Source organism: Chryseotalea sp. (genome assembly GCF_057350905.1).
In genome coordinates, this window is record NZ_JBMRCF010000012.1 from 84,228 (window position 1) to 100,296 (window position 16,069).

Annotated in this window: 14 protein-coding genes and 2 tRNA genes; 8 read left to right on the plus strand and 8 right to left on the minus strand. The window is 41.7% G+C overall.

Features of this window, described 5'->3' with window-relative positions:
* Positions 1-141: 141 nt before the first annotated feature.
* From ACO1XM_RS15760 to ACO1XM_RS15785, 6 genes are read right to left on the minus strand one after another with little or no spacing between them, the layout of a single operon-like run.
* Positions 142-1,212 carry a branched-chain amino acid aminotransferase gene (locus tag ACO1XM_RS15760; protein ID WP_486230703.1) on the minus strand — a complete coding sequence of 357 codons (1,071 nt, stop codon included), beginning with the start codon at positions 1,210-1,212 and terminating at the stop codon, positions 142-144.
* Positions 1,213-1,266: 54 nt separating this feature from the next.
* A complete protein-coding gene (locus ACO1XM_RS15765; RefSeq protein ID WP_486230705.1) occupies positions 1,267-2,658 on the minus strand; it encodes a pyridoxal phosphate-dependent decarboxylase family protein in 1,392 nt (463 codons plus the stop codon).
* A gap of 1 nt (position 2,659) precedes the next feature.
* A complete protein-coding gene (locus ACO1XM_RS15770; protein WP_486230707.1) occupies positions 2,660-3,109 on the minus strand; it encodes a DUF1572 family protein in 450 nt (149 codons plus the stop codon).
* Positions 3,110-3,131: 22 nt separating this feature from the next.
* The gene (locus ACO1XM_RS15775) at positions 3,132-3,683 is read right to left on the minus strand and encodes a GNAT family N-acetyltransferase (protein WP_486230709.1); all 552 of its coding nucleotides are present in this window, start codon (positions 3,681-3,683) and stop codon (positions 3,132-3,134) included.
* A gap of 3 nt (positions 3,684-3,686) precedes the next feature.
* Entirely contained in the window at positions 3,687-4,151 is a 465-nt protein-coding gene (locus ACO1XM_RS15780; RefSeq protein ID WP_486230711.1) for a GNAT family N-acetyltransferase, read from the minus strand.
* Positions 4,127-5,041, minus strand: coding sequence for a DMT family transporter (locus ACO1XM_RS15785; RefSeq protein WP_486230713.1), 915 nt, complete (start codon positions 5,039-5,041; stop codon positions 4,127-4,129). The genes ACO1XM_RS15780 and ACO1XM_RS15785 overlap by 25 nt, the downstream gene beginning before the upstream one ends.
* 107 nt (positions 5,042-5,148) lie before the next feature.
* Here ACO1XM_RS15785 and ACO1XM_RS15790 point away from each other — a divergent pair, with 107 nt between their 5' ends.
* From ACO1XM_RS15790 to ACO1XM_RS15810, 5 genes are all read left to right on the plus strand, one after another.
* Entirely contained in the window at positions 5,149-6,585 is a 1,437-nt protein-coding gene (locus tag ACO1XM_RS15790; RefSeq protein WP_486230715.1) for an aminotransferase-like domain-containing protein, read from the plus strand.
* A 208-nt stretch (positions 6,586-6,793) separates the two neighbouring features.
* Positions 6,794-8,125: a M24 family metallopeptidase gene (locus tag ACO1XM_RS15795; RefSeq protein ID WP_486230717.1), complete on the plus strand. Its 1,332-nt coding sequence runs from the start codon at positions 6,794-6,796 to the stop codon at positions 8,123-8,125.
* 35 nt (positions 8,126-8,160) lie between these two features.
* Entirely contained in the window at positions 8,161-8,886 is a 726-nt protein-coding gene (locus ACO1XM_RS15800) for a lysophospholipid acyltransferase family protein (RefSeq protein ID WP_486230719.1), read from the plus strand.
* A complete protein-coding gene (gene gatC, locus ACO1XM_RS15805; protein WP_486230721.1) occupies positions 8,876-9,163 on the plus strand; it encodes an Asp-tRNA(Asn)/Glu-tRNA(Gln) amidotransferase subunit GatC in 288 nt (95 codons plus the stop codon). The genes ACO1XM_RS15800 and gatC overlap by 11 nt, the downstream gene beginning before the upstream one ends.
* 68 nt (positions 9,164-9,231) lie before the next feature.
* The gene (locus ACO1XM_RS15810) at positions 9,232-12,174 is read left to right on the plus strand and encodes a tetratricopeptide repeat protein (protein ID WP_486230722.1); all 2,943 of its coding nucleotides are present in this window, start codon (positions 9,232-9,234) and stop codon (positions 12,172-12,174) included.
* Between the two features lie 239 nt (positions 12,175-12,413).
* On the opposite strand, the gene ACO1XM_RS15815 is transcribed toward ACO1XM_RS15810, so the two are convergent.
* Together ACO1XM_RS15815 and ACO1XM_RS15820 are read right to left on the minus strand one after the other, a co-directional pair.
* Positions 12,414-12,917: an SET domain-containing protein gene (locus ACO1XM_RS15815; RefSeq protein ID WP_486230724.1), complete on the minus strand. Its 504-nt coding sequence runs from the start codon at positions 12,915-12,917 to the stop codon at positions 12,414-12,416.
* Between the two features lie 94 nt (positions 12,918-13,011).
* The gene (locus tag ACO1XM_RS15820) at positions 13,012-13,443 is read right to left on the minus strand and encodes an RrF2 family transcriptional regulator (RefSeq protein WP_486230726.1); all 432 of its coding nucleotides are present in this window, start codon (positions 13,441-13,443) and stop codon (positions 13,012-13,014) included.
* 280 nt (positions 13,444-13,723) lie between these two features.
* Between ACO1XM_RS15820 and ACO1XM_RS15825 the strand changes: the two genes are divergently transcribed.
* From ACO1XM_RS15825 to ACO1XM_RS15835, 3 genes are all read left to right on the plus strand, one after another.
* A tRNA-Leu gene (locus tag ACO1XM_RS15825) sits at positions 13,724-13,808 on the plus strand.
* A gap of 31 nt (positions 13,809-13,839) precedes the next feature.
* A tRNA-Leu gene (locus ACO1XM_RS15830) sits at positions 13,840-13,921 on the plus strand.
* Positions 13,922-14,130: 209 nt separating this feature from the next.
* Positions 14,131-16,053 (plus strand): 7TM diverse intracellular signaling domain-containing protein, encoded by a 1,923-nt coding sequence (locus ACO1XM_RS15835; protein WP_486230728.1) that lies wholly within the window; start codon positions 14,131-14,133, stop codon positions 16,051-16,053.
* The last annotated feature ends 16 nt before the right edge of the window (positions 16,054-16,069 follow it).

Genomic DNA, 16,069 nt, shown 5'->3' on the forward strand with positions numbered 1-16,069 from the left:
AGGATTTTTAATTCGTTTGTTTTACTTAAAATAATATTAAAGCTATTGTGTTTAAATAGAAGTCACAGACCTCTGGATACTGCTACCGAATTGCAAATTCGGAAGAGTATACTTTCTAATTTAGTTCTTTTAATTCACCACCTACCGCAGCGTAAAATTCCATCCATGGTTATCCTTCTCCAAACCCATGCGCATGTTGGTCAGTTTCTTTTTTACGCGTGCTTGTATGCTTCCTTCTGAAGCAGGAGGTAAGGTGTAGTCCTTACCATGTATATTAATGGTGGCAATGGGTGCTACAATGGCAGCAGTGCCTGCACCAAAGGCTTCGGTTAGTGAGCCTTTCTTATGTGTTTCAATTAATTCTTCCACACTTACCTTACGCTCTTCCACCACTAAATCCATTTCTTTGGCAAGGGTTAGTATGGAGTCGCGTGTAATGCCGTCCAGGATAGCAGAGGTTAACCTTGGTGTAACAAGTTTGCCATCAATCACGAACATTACATTCATGGTGCCTGCTTCATCGATGTACTTATGTTCTTTAGCATCTGTCCAGAGTACCTGGTCGAAACCTTCTTTTCTCGCCATTTGTGTTGGGTAGAAAGATACACCATAGTTACCGGCACATTTGGCAAAACCGGCACCACCTTCAGCTGCTCGCACATAGGTCTCTTCAACTTTCACGCGCAAGGGTTTGCTGTAATATGGTCCTACTGGACTGGTCATGATCACAAACTTGTATTGATCTGAAACCTTCACACCCAATCTTGCTTCTGATGCAAACACAACAGGACGAATATAAAGTGAGGCACCTTCACTGGTTGGAATCCAGTCGCGGTCTACATCAATCAAAGTAGTCAGACTTTGTTCAAATAAATCGTAAGGTATAGACGGCATGCACATGCGCTCCAGTGATCTGTTCATGCGCTCGTGGTGGCGCTTTAGTCTGAAGATGGTGATTACTCCTGAAGAAGTTTTATAGGCTTTCATGCCTTCGAAAATGGCTTGGCCATAATGAAGGGAAAGAATAGCGGGCGACATCGCCATCTCTCCATAAGGAAGCACTGTTGCTTCTCCCCACTTACCATCAGCATATTCGGCCACAATCATGTGATCGGCAATGTGCTGACCAAAGGCAAGATTATTAAAATCAATTTCTTTTAATCTTGATTGGCTGGTACGTTGAACACGTATGCTGTTGGCTGTTGTTTCCATGGGGATTTGTTTTAATGAAGGTAAACTATTCTATTGTTTTTAAAACAATGGTACTTACATTTTTTTAAAGACTTCCTGTAAGGCATTGAAAGCCTTATCCATGTGATGCTTGTCTGTCATCCAGTTAGAAATGGCGGCACGGATGGCAGGTCTACCTTTATAGACAGTGGGTGTAAAAAATACCTGGCCATGGTCTCGCACAAGACTAAGAAAATGATTGATTTCTTGTGAACTCACGGTTGCTCCATTCAACGTGAAACAAACAATATTGAGTCGTACAGGTGCGAGCAGTTTAAATTCAAACGATTGTTGAAGTAAATCACCAAAATGTTCTGCGGCTTCACAGTTTCGTTGAACAATTTCAGCATGACCTTCTCTGCCGTAAGCCATTAAAGTAAACCAGGTGGGCAGGGCCCGCCAGCGTCTTGAATTTTCAGGCGTGTAATGAAAGAAGTCAGGGCTGACACTCGCATCGCTGAGGTAAGCGGCTGTATTCTGAAATACTTTTCCCTGTAATTTTTTGTGTTTGGTAAACTGCATGGCCGCATCATAGGGAACATTGAGCCACTTGTGGGCGTCAATGGTAATGCTATCGGCATAATTAATGCCCTTCATAAGGTGCTGATGTTTTGGAGAAAGGGCAGCGAAACCACCAAAGGCAGCATCGACATGTAACCAGAAGTTATATTTCTCCTTCAGCATGCCTAAGGCAATCAGGTCGTCAAAATCGCCTGTGTTAACCGTGCCTGCATTGGCAATAACAATTGTCGACTGTTGTGTATGAGTGCTTAAAAAGCTTTCTAGCTTATCTACATCAATGGCTTCGCGTTCAGGTAGCGTGTCCAAGCTTTTCCAGTTTTTGCGGCCTATGCCCAACATAGAAAGCGCTTTGATGCTGCTGGAATGTGCGGTGGCACTTACAACCTGTAGGGATAGGGTTGTAGCTCCCTCCTGACTTATATCGATGCCTTGTTGCTCACCAGCCCACTGCCTTGCAATGGCAAGACTCACAAAATTAGACATAGTAGCACCTGTTACAAAGCTGCCATCAAAATTTGCTTCCAGACTGAAAAGTTGTTTTAAGAATGCTATGGTTTGGTGCTCGATTAAAGGTGCAATAGAGTCATGACTACCAAAAGCATTTTGATCGAAAATGCTGACTAACTGATCGCCAATGAGGGAAGCAGGTGTTGAACCACCTGTTACAAATCCAAAATAGTTAGGGCCTGTGGAATGAGCCAAGCCTGGCACAACGTTTTCTTTAAAATACTGCAATACACTTTCTGTGCCAGCTCCTTTATCATGTAGTTCCTTGTTTTCAATGTTGTCTACATAGCGTCCCGGTCTTGCCACCTCAATGTTTTTGAAATGGTCGGTGGCCATTTTTTTCACCTCATCCAAAAGTGTGGCGATATTTTGGAGATCGCTTTGTAACAGCTCGTGCATTTTATTCTTTGTCGAGTAATCTCCTGTGATAATTGATTTGCCCTAAATGATAACTAAAGTGGGCAGTGAGGTGAACCAGGAAAAATTCTGTAGTGGTTTCTTTATCCATGACAATAATCGGATAATTTGTTGGCATGATGCTATCGTCTAAAGTATCCATAACAGTGCTGATCATGTTGCTGGTGCCATCAATTTTTTCCAGCAGTTCTGTTCGTGAAATGTTCTTTAAAGAGAATTCTAAATCACGCTGCCGTACATAGCCTGTATTGCCTAATGTTGCACCGATGTAGGTATTTAAATTACCAACCAGGTGTAGAACAAGATTACCTGCCGGATTGCTGATGTTGGGAACAGCTATCCAGATGTTTTCTTCTTTCTTGTATAGTGTAATTTCCTCGCGAAGCTTACGTAAGTCGCGGAGTAGAATTTGTTGTAGGGTTTTTACCAGCATTTAGTTTGAAATTTGAAATAATTTACTCAATCCTCTTCTTCATTAAAATATCCGTTTGCACATCGTAGCCTAATGTAAAAGTCTGCTCACTGAATTTCTCAAAGCCCCATTTTTCGTAAAAGGCAATGGCCCTTGGGTTGTATTCCCATACGCCTAGCCAAAGTGTATCAAAGCCCATCGCCTTGGCCATTTCCAGACTATATTCCATTAATTGTTTGCCTACTTTTTTACCTTGATAAAATTTTCTTGCGTAAATACGTTGAAGCTCTAATGCTTTATTGTTTTTAAGTTCAATCGGATTTTTAGAAGAACGCAGTTTGGCATAACCAGCCAGGCGATCGCGTTCAAAGGCCATTAAAAATGTGGTGCCTGGTTCTGCCAGCTCTTTTAGTAATTGTTTTTCGGTGAAGGCCTTACTCACATACTGATGCATATCTTCCTTCGTGTTGGCATGTGCAAAAGTTTCTACAAAAGTCATTCTACCTATAGCAGCCAATTTTGAAGCATCGACTACACCTGCTTTTCGAATACTGATTCCTGATGCCAAGCGTGTAAGTGGGTTTTGTAAAGTCATTGTTTAAAGTGTCAATTTCATTTTGATGTCGCTTCGTTTATAAGGACCATCAAGTGGTACTTCAACGAAGCCAAGTTTTCTATAAAGTTCAATCGCATTTTTCAACGCGGTGTTCGAGTATAGTATAATGGCATGCGCTTTTTCTTGTTTTGCTTTTTCGATGGCGGCCTCTGCTAAAGCCCTTCCAATTTTCAGCCCTTGATATTTTTCATCTACCGCCATTTTGGTAAATTCAAACACACCTGTTTCTACAAATTTTAGTGCAACCGTTCCAACGATATGGCTTTGGTATCGTGCCATGAAGATCTTACCATTGTTACGTAAAATATGTGTCTCTGGTTTTTGCAGTACTTCAAAGTCGATGGGCTCCATCCAGAAGTATCTTTCGATCCAACTCCTGTTGAGCTGTTCAAACCAGGGTTGATGTTCCGATTGGTAATCGATTATTTCGAGAACTGCGCCTTCCATAGATTTTTCAATTGATATCCTCTGTTGACTAAATAAATTCCTGCAATGGTGATGAGCATGGCAATGCCTATTCTCATGTTTAATACTTCGTCTAACACCAGCCAACCTAATAGTACCGCTACCAAAGGATTGATGTATGCATACATGGATACAATCGTCATGGGTAACTTACGAATTGCGTAAGCATAGCAAGTATACGCGATCAACGAACCGAAGATAACCAGATAAAGCATGGCATAAAAGGCTTCTGGTGACCAATGCACATTACTTAAATCATCAGTTAACGGACTTAAGATCAACATAAACAAACCACCAAAAAACATTTGCAAGCCGGCATTGACAAAGGGATTCGTATTAATGTGCTGCTTTTTGATCCATACACTGCCACTGGCCCAACCAGCAGTTGCAAGCAAAGTCATGCCAATGCCCATTAAGTAGTTGCTGTTGGTGAGGTCACTCAGGTTGTTTCCAAAAATAAGTACGATGCCAAGTAAACCCATGATAGTGCCAACCACTATGGGTAGTGTTGGTTTTTCACCTTTGTCAATCGAAATATTGATAATGATGACCCAGATTGGCATCAATGAACAAAGAATGGCTGCTATACCACTGGGGATATGCATTTCAGCCCAGGCCACCAGTCCGTTACCTACAGTCATCATTAAGAAACCCGCAAAGGCTTGTTGCCAGAGAATTGATTTTGAAGGAAGCTTTTGCTTGCCCAGGGTTAGCATGAATGCCAATAGAATAATGCCCGCTGTTGTTTGTCGTATGCCTGAAAACAGAAAAGGCGGGAAATGTGTAACCGCTATGCGAAGCGCCAGGTAGGTAGTGCCCCAAATGATGCAAACAGCGGCCAAAGCGAGGTAAGCGAGGAGATCTTTTCTCATGGTGTAAAAATGATGAACAAATTTGTCGATAATACGTGTAAAAAACAGTTTCAGTTTTATTAATTTTGACCATATCAGTTTAGGATGTCAATTTACCAGTTGCCGTTATGGAAGAGGTATTAGTTAAGGAAGACCATAAATATGTGGAAGTGGCCGACCGCATTGAAAGGCTCATTGAAAATGGTGCTTTAAAAGTGGGAGATAAGCTTTTATCAGTTCGGGCATTGAGTAAAGAGCAGGGCATTAGTGTGAGCACGGCCTTTCAAGCCTACTACCAATTGGAAAGCAAAGGACTTATTGAAGCAAGACCGCAGTCTGGCTATTACGTTAAGTTTTCGCATGCTCACGTATTAGACTTACCCAAGGTAAGTTCTCCGCTGCACGATGCGGTGCCGGTAAGTGTAGATGAAATGATTGACAGTGTGTACAGTGATTTGAACAACGAAAAACTGATTCACTTTTCATTAGGTGTACCTTCTATTTCCTTACTACCAGTGGCACGTCTTAATAAATCCTTATTACACGTTACACGCGATTCCAAAAGCAGTTGCCTCAACTATGAGCATGTACAGGGCAATGCATCTTTGCGCAGGCAAATTGCAAGGCAGTCTTTTAATTGGGGTGGTACCCCCTCAGAAGAAGAGGTCGTGGTTACTGCAGGTTGTGTTGAAGCCTTATCACTTTGTATTAAAGCCATCACCAAACCGGGCGATGCGGTGGCCATTGAAAGTCCGACTTACTTTGCCATTTTTCAGGTGCTGGAAAGTCATGGCTTAAAAGTAGTGGAGATACCAACGGACCCCCTAACAGGAATTGATCTCGCCTATTTGGAAAAAGCCATTCCTCGCTTTGATGTAAAAGCTTGTCTTTTTGTAACAAACTTTAATAATCCTTTAGGCAGTTGCATACCCGATGAAAAGAAGAAGCAACTTGTAGAAATGCTCGCCAAAAAAGAAATCCCCTTAATAGAAGATGATATTTATGGAGAAATGTATTTTGGTAAAACCAGGCCGAAAACCTGTAAGACTTACGACAAGAAAGGACTCGTGCTCTATTGTTCATCCTTTTCCAAAACACTGGCACCGGGTTATCGCATCGGTTGGACTATTCCGGGAAGATTCAAGGAGAAAATTATTCAACTGAAAAGGATGCATACGGTTTCTACCAACACCTTGACGCAGGCAGCCATTGCACATTTTTTAGAGAACGGAAGATTTGAGTTGCACTTAAGACATTTGCGTAAAGCACTGCACACACAATCTTTGCGCTATATACAGGCGGTATGTGAATACTTCCCGGAAGATACACGCATGACACGGCCGCAAGGAGGCTTTGCCTTGTGGATAGAAATGAATCAGCGTGTGGACGCCTACAAGTTGCACAAGAAAGCATTGAAGCAAACCATAGGCATAGCACCAGGGCAAATTTTTTCTTCGCAGGCACGCTTTAGTAATTGTTTTAGAATGAGTTATGGTGAACCCTGGAGCGACAGAATTGAGCAAGGCATAAAAACACTGGGTAAACTGGTCATTCAATCGATTTGATTTCTATTGATAAGCGGTATGCTTGTTAGGAACAAACCATGTATCTTACCTCATTAATAATTAATATTAGATTTCTCCATAAGACTAAGTTTGAAGCAATAAGAATTTCAACCAAGCAGACAATCCGTCAGACCGCTCTATTGCGAAGCAAATAGCGGTCAGACGGATTTTAAGAAATAGCAAAAGCTCTAATAACATATTTAATCTCATGAAATATAAATTACTCTTCATTTTATTGTTGCTGGTGCAAACTTCTTTTGCTCAGTACCCTGTTATACTTTCTCAACGTGAGCAGGCACGTGTTATTGACGAATTGCTTGAAGACCGTTTGCGAAATGTATTGCCTGGATTAATGCGCAATACCGGTATTGATATGTGGGTTGTGATTTCGCGTGAATACAATGAAGATCCTGTTATTGAGACCTTGTTGCCAGCTACCTGGTTTGCCGCGAGACGTACCACTATGCTGGTGGTATTCGACAAAGGCAATGGTGCTGAACTTGAATACCTGGCTGTTGCCCGTTATGATGTAGGCAAGGTTTTTAAACGCGCCTGGAATCCGGATGCCCAACCTGATCAGTGGTTGCAATTGGCGAAAATTATTGAAGAGCGTAATCCAAAAAAGATAGCCGTTAATAAATCAGTTCATGTTGGTTTGGCCGATGGCATTACCGCCAATGATTATGAACAACTGATAAAATCATTAAAGAAAAGCTTCCAAAGCAAAGTGGTTTCTGCTGAGCCATTGTCGGTGGCCTGGCTGGAAACAAGATCAGAAAAAGAGATGGCCATCTATCCGCAAATTTGTCGTATAGCACACAACATTATACAAGAGGGTTTTTCTGAAAAAGTAATACATCCCGGCATCACCACTACCGATGACGTAGTGTGGTGGTACCGCGAAAAAATAAAAGAATTAAAATTAGACACCTGGTTTCAACCTTCTGTTTCTATCTCGCGTAACGAACCTGAAGCCATTTTTTCTAAAAGACCCACACCGGTAGTCATACAACAGGGAGATTTACTGCATGTTGATTTTGGCATTACCTACCTGAGATTAAACACAGATACACAACAGCATGCCTATGTATTAAAACCTGGCGAAACAGATGCACCAGACTATTTGGAGAAGGCATTAGCGACAGGCAACAGATTACAAGATATACTAACAGGACAATTTGCATCTGGTAAAAGTGGAAATGAAGTATTGGCTGCCGCCCGTGCACAAGCCATACGCGAAGGCATAGTTCCCAGCATTTACACACACCCAATTGGTTTTCATGGCCATGCAGCAGGCACCACCATTGGTATGTGGGATATGCAACAAGGTGTACCACACAATGGTGACTATACGCTGCACTATAAAACAGCCTACTCAATAGAATTAAACGCCACCATAAAAATAGCGGAGTGGAATAAAGAGATACAGATTAAGCTGGAAGAAGATGGCTACTTTGATGAAACGGGCTTTCGCTATATTGATGGGAGACAAAAAGAGTTGCTACTGGTACAAAGTCCAAGTACAGTTAATAGACAATAAGTGTAAAAAATTCGGATCTTTGGTGTTTAACTGACATGACCTTCCTTCGCTGGCTCTACACTGCTTATGTTGCTGTACTATTCGTAGTGCTTTTTATACTACTGTTTCCTTTTTTTCTGATTCCCATTTTTTTTCCCAGGCTGCACGCTTTAACGGGTGTGCTTAACCGTGTGTGGGCTTATTTTTTCTTTTCGTTAATCGCCATGCCTTTCCGCCTGGAGGAGAAAAAGCGACTCGACCGCCAGCGACAGTATATTTTCGTGGCCAATCACTTTTCCTATCTGGATATCGCCAGCATGGGTTTTAATCCGGTTAACGCTGTTTTTGTTGGTAAAAGTGATATGGAAAGTGTGCCCTTGTTCGGTTTTATGTATAAGAAACTGCACATCACCGTAGACCGTGGTAGTTTATCCAGCAGGGTAAATACCTTAAAGCGCTCCATGCAAGCCATCGATGAAGGAAAGAGTCTGGTTATTTTTCCGGAAGGCGGAATACTAACACATCACGCACCCAATATGATCAAGTTTAAAGATGGTGCCTTCAGGGTGGCTATTGAAAAGCAAATCCCTATAGTGCCCGTTACCATTCCGAATAATTGGATAATTTTACCAGATCAAACTCCGTTGTTATTGCGGTGGGGTGTAATGAAGGTTGTCTTTCATGAGCCCATAGAAACCAAAGGCATGACATTGGATAACCTGACAAAACTGAAAGAAGATATTTTTAACATTATCGATAAAGAACTTAAGCATGAAAGTTGATCGCGATACCTTGGATAAAATGGCGCACCTTTCTCGCCTGCATGTGGAGGAAAAAGACGCAGAGAAGATGATGGAAGATATGTCGAACATTTTAAACTGGGTAGGGAAACTCAATGAAGTTAATACGGAGGGTGTTGAACCCTTAACCAGTATGAGTCATGAGTTTAATGTGATGAGGGAGGATGTGGTAAAAACGGACATTGCTAAAGAAGATGCATTAAAGCAGGCACCCTCAAAAAATGAAGACTTCTTTCGGGTGCCCAAAATGTTGGAATAGTCTAGTATTAAATGAATTGATGGTAGCGCCCCGACAACAGGGGCTTTATTTTTATTGAGACCGCAAATATGAATAAGCTTTGGTTTTGGAGAACATGGAATACAACGTACAAGCAGCACACCTATTTATTGATGGCTGTCATGCTTATCTCCTTCGTGTTTTTTGCTTTTTATTATTTTAAAGGTGTCGACAGTGTAATCAGCTGGGAAAATTTTCAGGAGCAGAAAATTGTGGAAACCAGCATACACGAATTTCAGTTAGGGCCTTTTGAAATTACAGTACCTGTTAATGTGTACTTGCTTTTTGAATATTTTCAGGGTGGTAAGCTTCAGCCTAATCTATACATCTCTTATGTATTTGTATTGGTGATGGCCATTGCTTTTGTATACCTGGTTACTATTTTTTCAGCACTCGAAAAATTCTGGTACTTCATAGCCAGCGGATTAGTTATTCTTTTTTTAGTAAGCCTCCGGTTGGATGTATTGCAGGTAGCGGGTTTAGGCAACAGTTGGTTTACCATTGGGACTATCGCAGTGTTTCTGCTCCCCAGTTTTTATTTCAATGCTTTTAATAAAACAGCAAGCTTCCAGTTTCGGCTTTTGATTTTCGCACTCATTACTTTGTTGGTCTCTACTGTAATTTATTTTATGGCTGGTGTAAAACTGCCCTTCCTGTATTTGAGTGTAACGGCATACGTACCTGCCATGGTGCTTACCGTAATTTTTATTATGATGGTTGCGCATGAAGTACCGGCAGGTTTTCTATACCTCACCACACAAGCGCAGGCATCAACAGGGTTACGTCATTTTCTAGTCATTACGATTATTTATTTGTTAAACCTGGTCTTGATTTACGGACACGACCATGGTTTCATCACCTGGAATATTCTTTACCTCGACATCTATTTGATTTTTAGTATCACCGTATTTATTGGTTTCTGGGGTTGGAAGCACAGAGAAGTATTATACCAGGGACTCATGCCCTTTTATCCTTTCGGGGCATACTTCTACCTGGCCATGTCGAGCATTGCGCTGATCACTTTCGCTTTCTTATTCGGCACAGCCAATGATGCACCGCTGGAGGCGTTGCGCGATATACTTGTATTTAGTCACCTCGGTTTTGGTTTAATTCTATTATTGTATGTTTTTTCAAACTTTTTAAAGCTTATCGATCGCGATTTATCTGCGTGGAAAGTTTTGTATAAGCCTAACAGAATGCCCTACGAAACATTCAGATTGGGCGGCATTATTGTGGTAGTAAGTTTACTTATTTATAATGATTGGAAAGATTATGTGAATAATTCCTTTGCCGGTTTCTGGACTTCCATGGCCGATCTCTATGTAGCCATAGGAGAGGAGGATGTAGCACAACTCTATTATGAGCAAGGCACAACTTATGGTTATGCTAACCATCACGCTAACTATGCGAAGGGCTATTATTATTCAGGCGAGTTTCAATGGCAACAAAGTCACGAATATTATACACGTGCTAATCTAAAAAGGCCTACTGCTTTTGCCTTGGCTAATGATGCGAATGTTTACAACTGGGAAGAAAATAATTTCAAATCCATTTTCAGTTTAAAGGATGCGTTGAAGCAATTGCCTGATGATCCTTACCTCACCAATAATTTAGGGCTCTTTAAAGGCAAGGTTCACGAACTGGATTCTTCCTTCTTTTTATTAGGCGCCTCACGCAATCATGCAACTACAAAGCATGCCGCTGAGACTAATTTCACAGGAATAGTGGGCATGGAGCTTCTTCCAGTTTCACCAGATTCACTCGCATCCCTTTTTAAAACGGATAACAAAGGTGTGAATGCAAATCTTTTGGGATTATCGGCCATAACACGCCTTCCTTTAAACAAGGAGATAGATTTTATGAAAGAAGGTGCTTTGTCTTTGCATGAGGCAACCCTGCTTCACAATTTTATTCTTGCCAAATCATTAACTATTAGTGGTACAGAGCTTGACAAAGCAGAAGTGGTGGCACGTGATAGCGTTAACCTCGATTATGCAGAAGCCCTGAAAGTTGCCTTGGCTCACGCACACTATCTGCAAGGGAACGTTGCAAGAGCCTTACAACTGATGAGTGAGTTGTCGTTTGTTAGTGCTTCCAATCAGGGTAAATATAATTTTGTGATTGGCTTATGGCTACTGGAGCAAGGTGACCCTGAGGCAGCAGCACTTGCCTTCCGCTATGCTTTTAATTATAATTATGAGGATGCCCAATTCTATATGGCCATAGCCGAAACCGAAAGTGGAAACCTTGGTGAAGCCCTTGCTTTGTGGAAAGGATTGTTGAGTGCCACCAATGAAGGTGAAAGAAGATTGGCCAATACCATGACACAAGTGCTGAGCATGAATTTGCAAGAAGCCGTTAAAAGCACCGATGCTATTAAATACCAGTACAGCCGCTACCGGCTAGGCACCCGGGATACTACCATGTTTACTGTGTTGGTAAACAGTATGGAAGAGGCAGACTACAAGGCACAAAGCCTTACGGAGATGGCGGTACGGCAACTAGAAGCAGACAGATTGAATACAGCGCAGCGTTATGTACAAGAAGCGCTTAGCCTTACCGTTAATAGCCCTGCCGTACGCACATTCAGACAGTTTACACAACTGCGTGTGCTGGCATCACTTGGCGAATTAGATGCCCTGGCGACTCAGTTGAGCGATGTTACTTTCTCGCTAAACCGTAAGCTGGACAAATTGTATTATGAAGGTTTACTGAATGAAGCAGGAGGAGAAAAAGCCCTGGCAGATAAAGCTTTTGCCCAACTGGCCCATGCCAATCCTTTCTTTGAAGAAGGTGTGATTACTGCAGCTGAATACACAAGGAAATTTTCTAAAGACAATGGAGCAGCCTACGCTATACTTTCGGAAGCGGTGCAGGTAAATAAATCTTCCGTTCGCTTATGGAAAGCCTATATTGGAGAGGCACTCAGGCTGGGTTACGATGATTATGCAGTGAGTGCCAGAACATCGCTGCAGCGTTTGATGCTGAAATAAATAGTAGGGTTTACTTAATAAGTTGGTTTGGTTACTAGCTATTGGCTTTGAGCCGCCAGACAGGTGGGAGTATGGAGTTAATTAATACTATCAATCGGTCTAACTTGAAAATCAAATAGTCAGCTTAATTTTATTCAGCCTAAGGGAGTTTCTTTCTTAAAATCAAAAAGCCATCGGTATGTACCAGATGGCTTTTGATTGAATGAGTATGTAACGGGATTTTAATCCCCGTATTCAGATTACTTTTTCTTCTTGGAAGACTTTTTACCCGCCTGCTTCTTACCACTGGTAGCTTTCTTGCTCTTGGTTTTTTTACTTTTAGCCTTTCTTTCTTCAAGCTTGATATTGTCTTTGATGGTTCTCCAATAGTCAGCGCTGTAGCTTACTAAAATTTCAGAACCCGCCTCAATGTCCTTCATGGCATCGATGTAGCAACGTCCCTTGCTGATGATGTATTCCGCATTGTTACGAATACCATCAACCTTAGACATACCCCGGGCATCATTGGCATAACGACCGAGCGCCTCTTTGTGAGGTAGGGCATCGATCACATTGTTTTTAGTGATGTAAAAGATATAACCGTTTTTACCGTCATCGTCCTCCACTTCAGCCCAGGTTGTTCTGGTACCTTTGTATTCAACAATGCGTTTACCTTTTGGAATATCCACTGTTGTAAACAAGCCTTTACCGGCTCCCGGCAGGGTCGACTTTTTTACTAATAACTTCTTTTCAAGAAATGCCATGTATTCTATTTTGCTAAAGCCGCGCAAGATAGAACTAGAATCGGATAATAAAAACAGCGCTTGACAGAAGGTGACTTCCCGTTATGAGCTAAGCTCAGAGGCCCAGCTGTTTTTGCCTTTTGATAATGTGGGCGAGGGTGCTTTTCTCCAGCACTTTCAGGGTTTGATCCCTCACCTGGATAAAAGCATCACGGATGCCGCAGGTGATTTCGTTCTGGCACTCATCGCAGCGTTCGTAATAATTGAGCGAAACACAGGATAACATGGCAATGGCACCATCCATGTGGCGGATGATGTCGATCATGTTTACTTCTTCAGGCTTTTTATAGAGGTAATAGCCTCCACCTTTGCCCTTCTTGCTGTGCAGAATTTTGGCGTTTCGAAGCTCCAGTAAAATGGCTTCGAGGAATTTCTTCGGTATCTTCTGTTTCTCAGAAATTTCCTGAATATGAACAGGACCTTGCTCATAGCGCTCGGCCAGGTATATCAATGCGTGAATGGCGTATTTACATTTTTTAGAAAGCATGCGTGGCAAGATAGGTTTTAGCTCAGAATTGTAAAAGTTTTGCAGGTATTTGGGAAAGCCTGTAAATTATAAAAGCTGCCTCCGCCTGAGACAGCTTTTACACTCGTTGTGCAGCAATTAGGAAAATTTAGATGGGCTCCTAAATGCGGAGCACTAAGGTATGGATATCTTCTTCAAAAAGTCAAGACATATTAAGAAAACTTTATCCTGAGTTAAGTAATTGTTTATCTCTGTAAAGCTTTTTACATTTGCGACCCGTTAAAAAGAAGTTTTAGCATAAGCCCAGGTGGTGAAATTGGTAGACACGCCACTTTGAGGGGGTGGTTCCGTAAGGTGTGCTGGTTCGAGTCCAGTCCTGGGCACCAAGCCTCATCTGCCCGATGAGGCTTTTTTATTGCCTAAGTGGTGGAATTGGTAGACACGCACGTTTCAGGGGCGTGTGGCGCAAGCTGTGGGGGTTCGAGTCCCCCCTTAGGCACAAAAGAGGTCTGCATCGCAGGCCTTTTTTCGTTTTTTGCCCCGCCAACTTCTAGTGCTTCATTAAATTAAATACTAACTTCGTTACAGTCTCAAGTGTTGTGTTGCCTTTCTGTTGGGTTTGCGTTGATTGAGTTCTCTTCGTGCACATACTTAGCCCCTTTCTGACTACCAGGTTGGTTCAGTTTACAGCTGTTTACAGTTTTAGCTGTGCTAAGCGTAAAATATTCTACTCCCTCTTACGTGATTATGCGCCCTACCGTGTGCTGGTTCTTCATTTTGTATTTCACCAAGGCTTTCGCTCAGGGGAAGGAACCCGTTATTGTGTTGAACGATAAAAGCCAACTAGTATCTATTGGCACGCAGATCATGTATTATGAAGATGAAAGTGCAGCCCTCTCATTTAAGGATATAATCAGGGAAGGCCACCTGCGTGGATTTAAACAACACACAAAAGAAGTATACACACATAAAGCATCAAAGTCAGTTGTGTGGTTTAAAATTAACCTCCAGAATAAAACAGGAGAAGAGACCTGGCTTTCTACCGGAGGCAATGTTTGCTGGTATATAGATTTCTACAGACCAGATGATAAAGGTGATTACGGAAATCCTGTACAAACAGGCGCCATGCGCGCTGCGACAACAAAAGAATATCCTGTAAATTTTTATTGGCTCAGGTTGGCCGACCGAAGTGATACTACGGTGCGCACTTATTATGTGCGACTAGCCAATGGACTTACACAGGAATATTTTCTACAGGTGGGTACCATCCGATCGCTCTCAAAAAACAAGGAAGTGTATGATTTTCTGGCCGCAGCATTTGTTGGGCTTATGCTCGTGATGATTTTGTACAACTTTTTCCTGGCCTCAGCCACCAAAGATAAAATTTACCTCACTTACGTAGGCTATCTGATTTCTGTAGTCGTGGTGGTCACCTTTGCCAATGGATATCCTTTTACCGACAATACCTTTCTGTTGAAATACTATATTGGCTGGATTCCGATATTCTTTTTTTTCGCTACGCTTTTCGCGGTGCAATACCTCAACCTTCCCGTAAATGCTCCCATGATCAATAAGGTGCTATGGTGCATGATGGCTTGCTTCCTGATGACTCCAGTGCTGTTTATGTTGGGGGTTGATCTTTCGGAAGGGTCGTTCATGATGCAATTTTTACTCTTTCCTTTCTTTTTAACATTACTATTTTCAGGAGTCTACTTATTGTGCAAAGGGCATAAGAATGCAAGGTTTTATGTATTGGGCTGGTCGTTCGAAATTTCAAGCGTACTGATTTTTTTTCTGGCGATAGATGGTATTCTTCCTTTTAATATCATCACAAGAAATGCTGTGTATTTCGGCACCAGCATGGAAATATTAATGTTTTCACTGGCGCTTGCCGATCGTCTGAATATTTTAAGACTAGAGAAAGAAAAGACAGAAGCCGAAAAACTCACCATCATTCGGGAGCAGAATAAAGTATTGGAACAACGTGTTGCTGAACGTACAGCCGAAATACATCATCGCGTTAAAAACAATCTCCAGATAATCTCCAGTCTGATTAATTTAAAATCGAGGCAAGTATCCGATGAAGCAATAACAATACTGAATCAGTTAAATGGTCGTATTTTCTCTATGGGACTTTTGCATGAAAAATTGTACAAGAATGAAAATCTGCAAGCCATACGATTGGACGTATACCTGGGCGAATTGGTTAAATACCTGCTGGATTCATTTCAGAACCTGAATACTTCCGTAGTACTTGAACAGGATTGCGATGAAGTAGAAGTTAACATTGAAAGCGCATTAACCTGCGGATTAATATGTAACGAACTTTTTACCAACTCAATCAAGCATGCCTTTGATCAAGATCAACAACATGCGGTTATAAGACTTAGTTTAAAACAGAAACCACCGTATGTAGAATTTGCGATGAGTGATAATGGTTTGAGTTCGTCAAAGGTAGTTATTGAAAAATCTTTTGGATTGCGTTTCGTAGACCAATTAGTCAGTACAAAGCTGAAAGGTAAGTGCCGCTTTGATGTAGCGAATGGTTTTGCAGTATACATCGATATCCCGATTGAAGATACTGTTTGGGTAGGTGCTTCTGATCATCGAACTCACACCTTTGTAACATAGACACACATGGAAATAC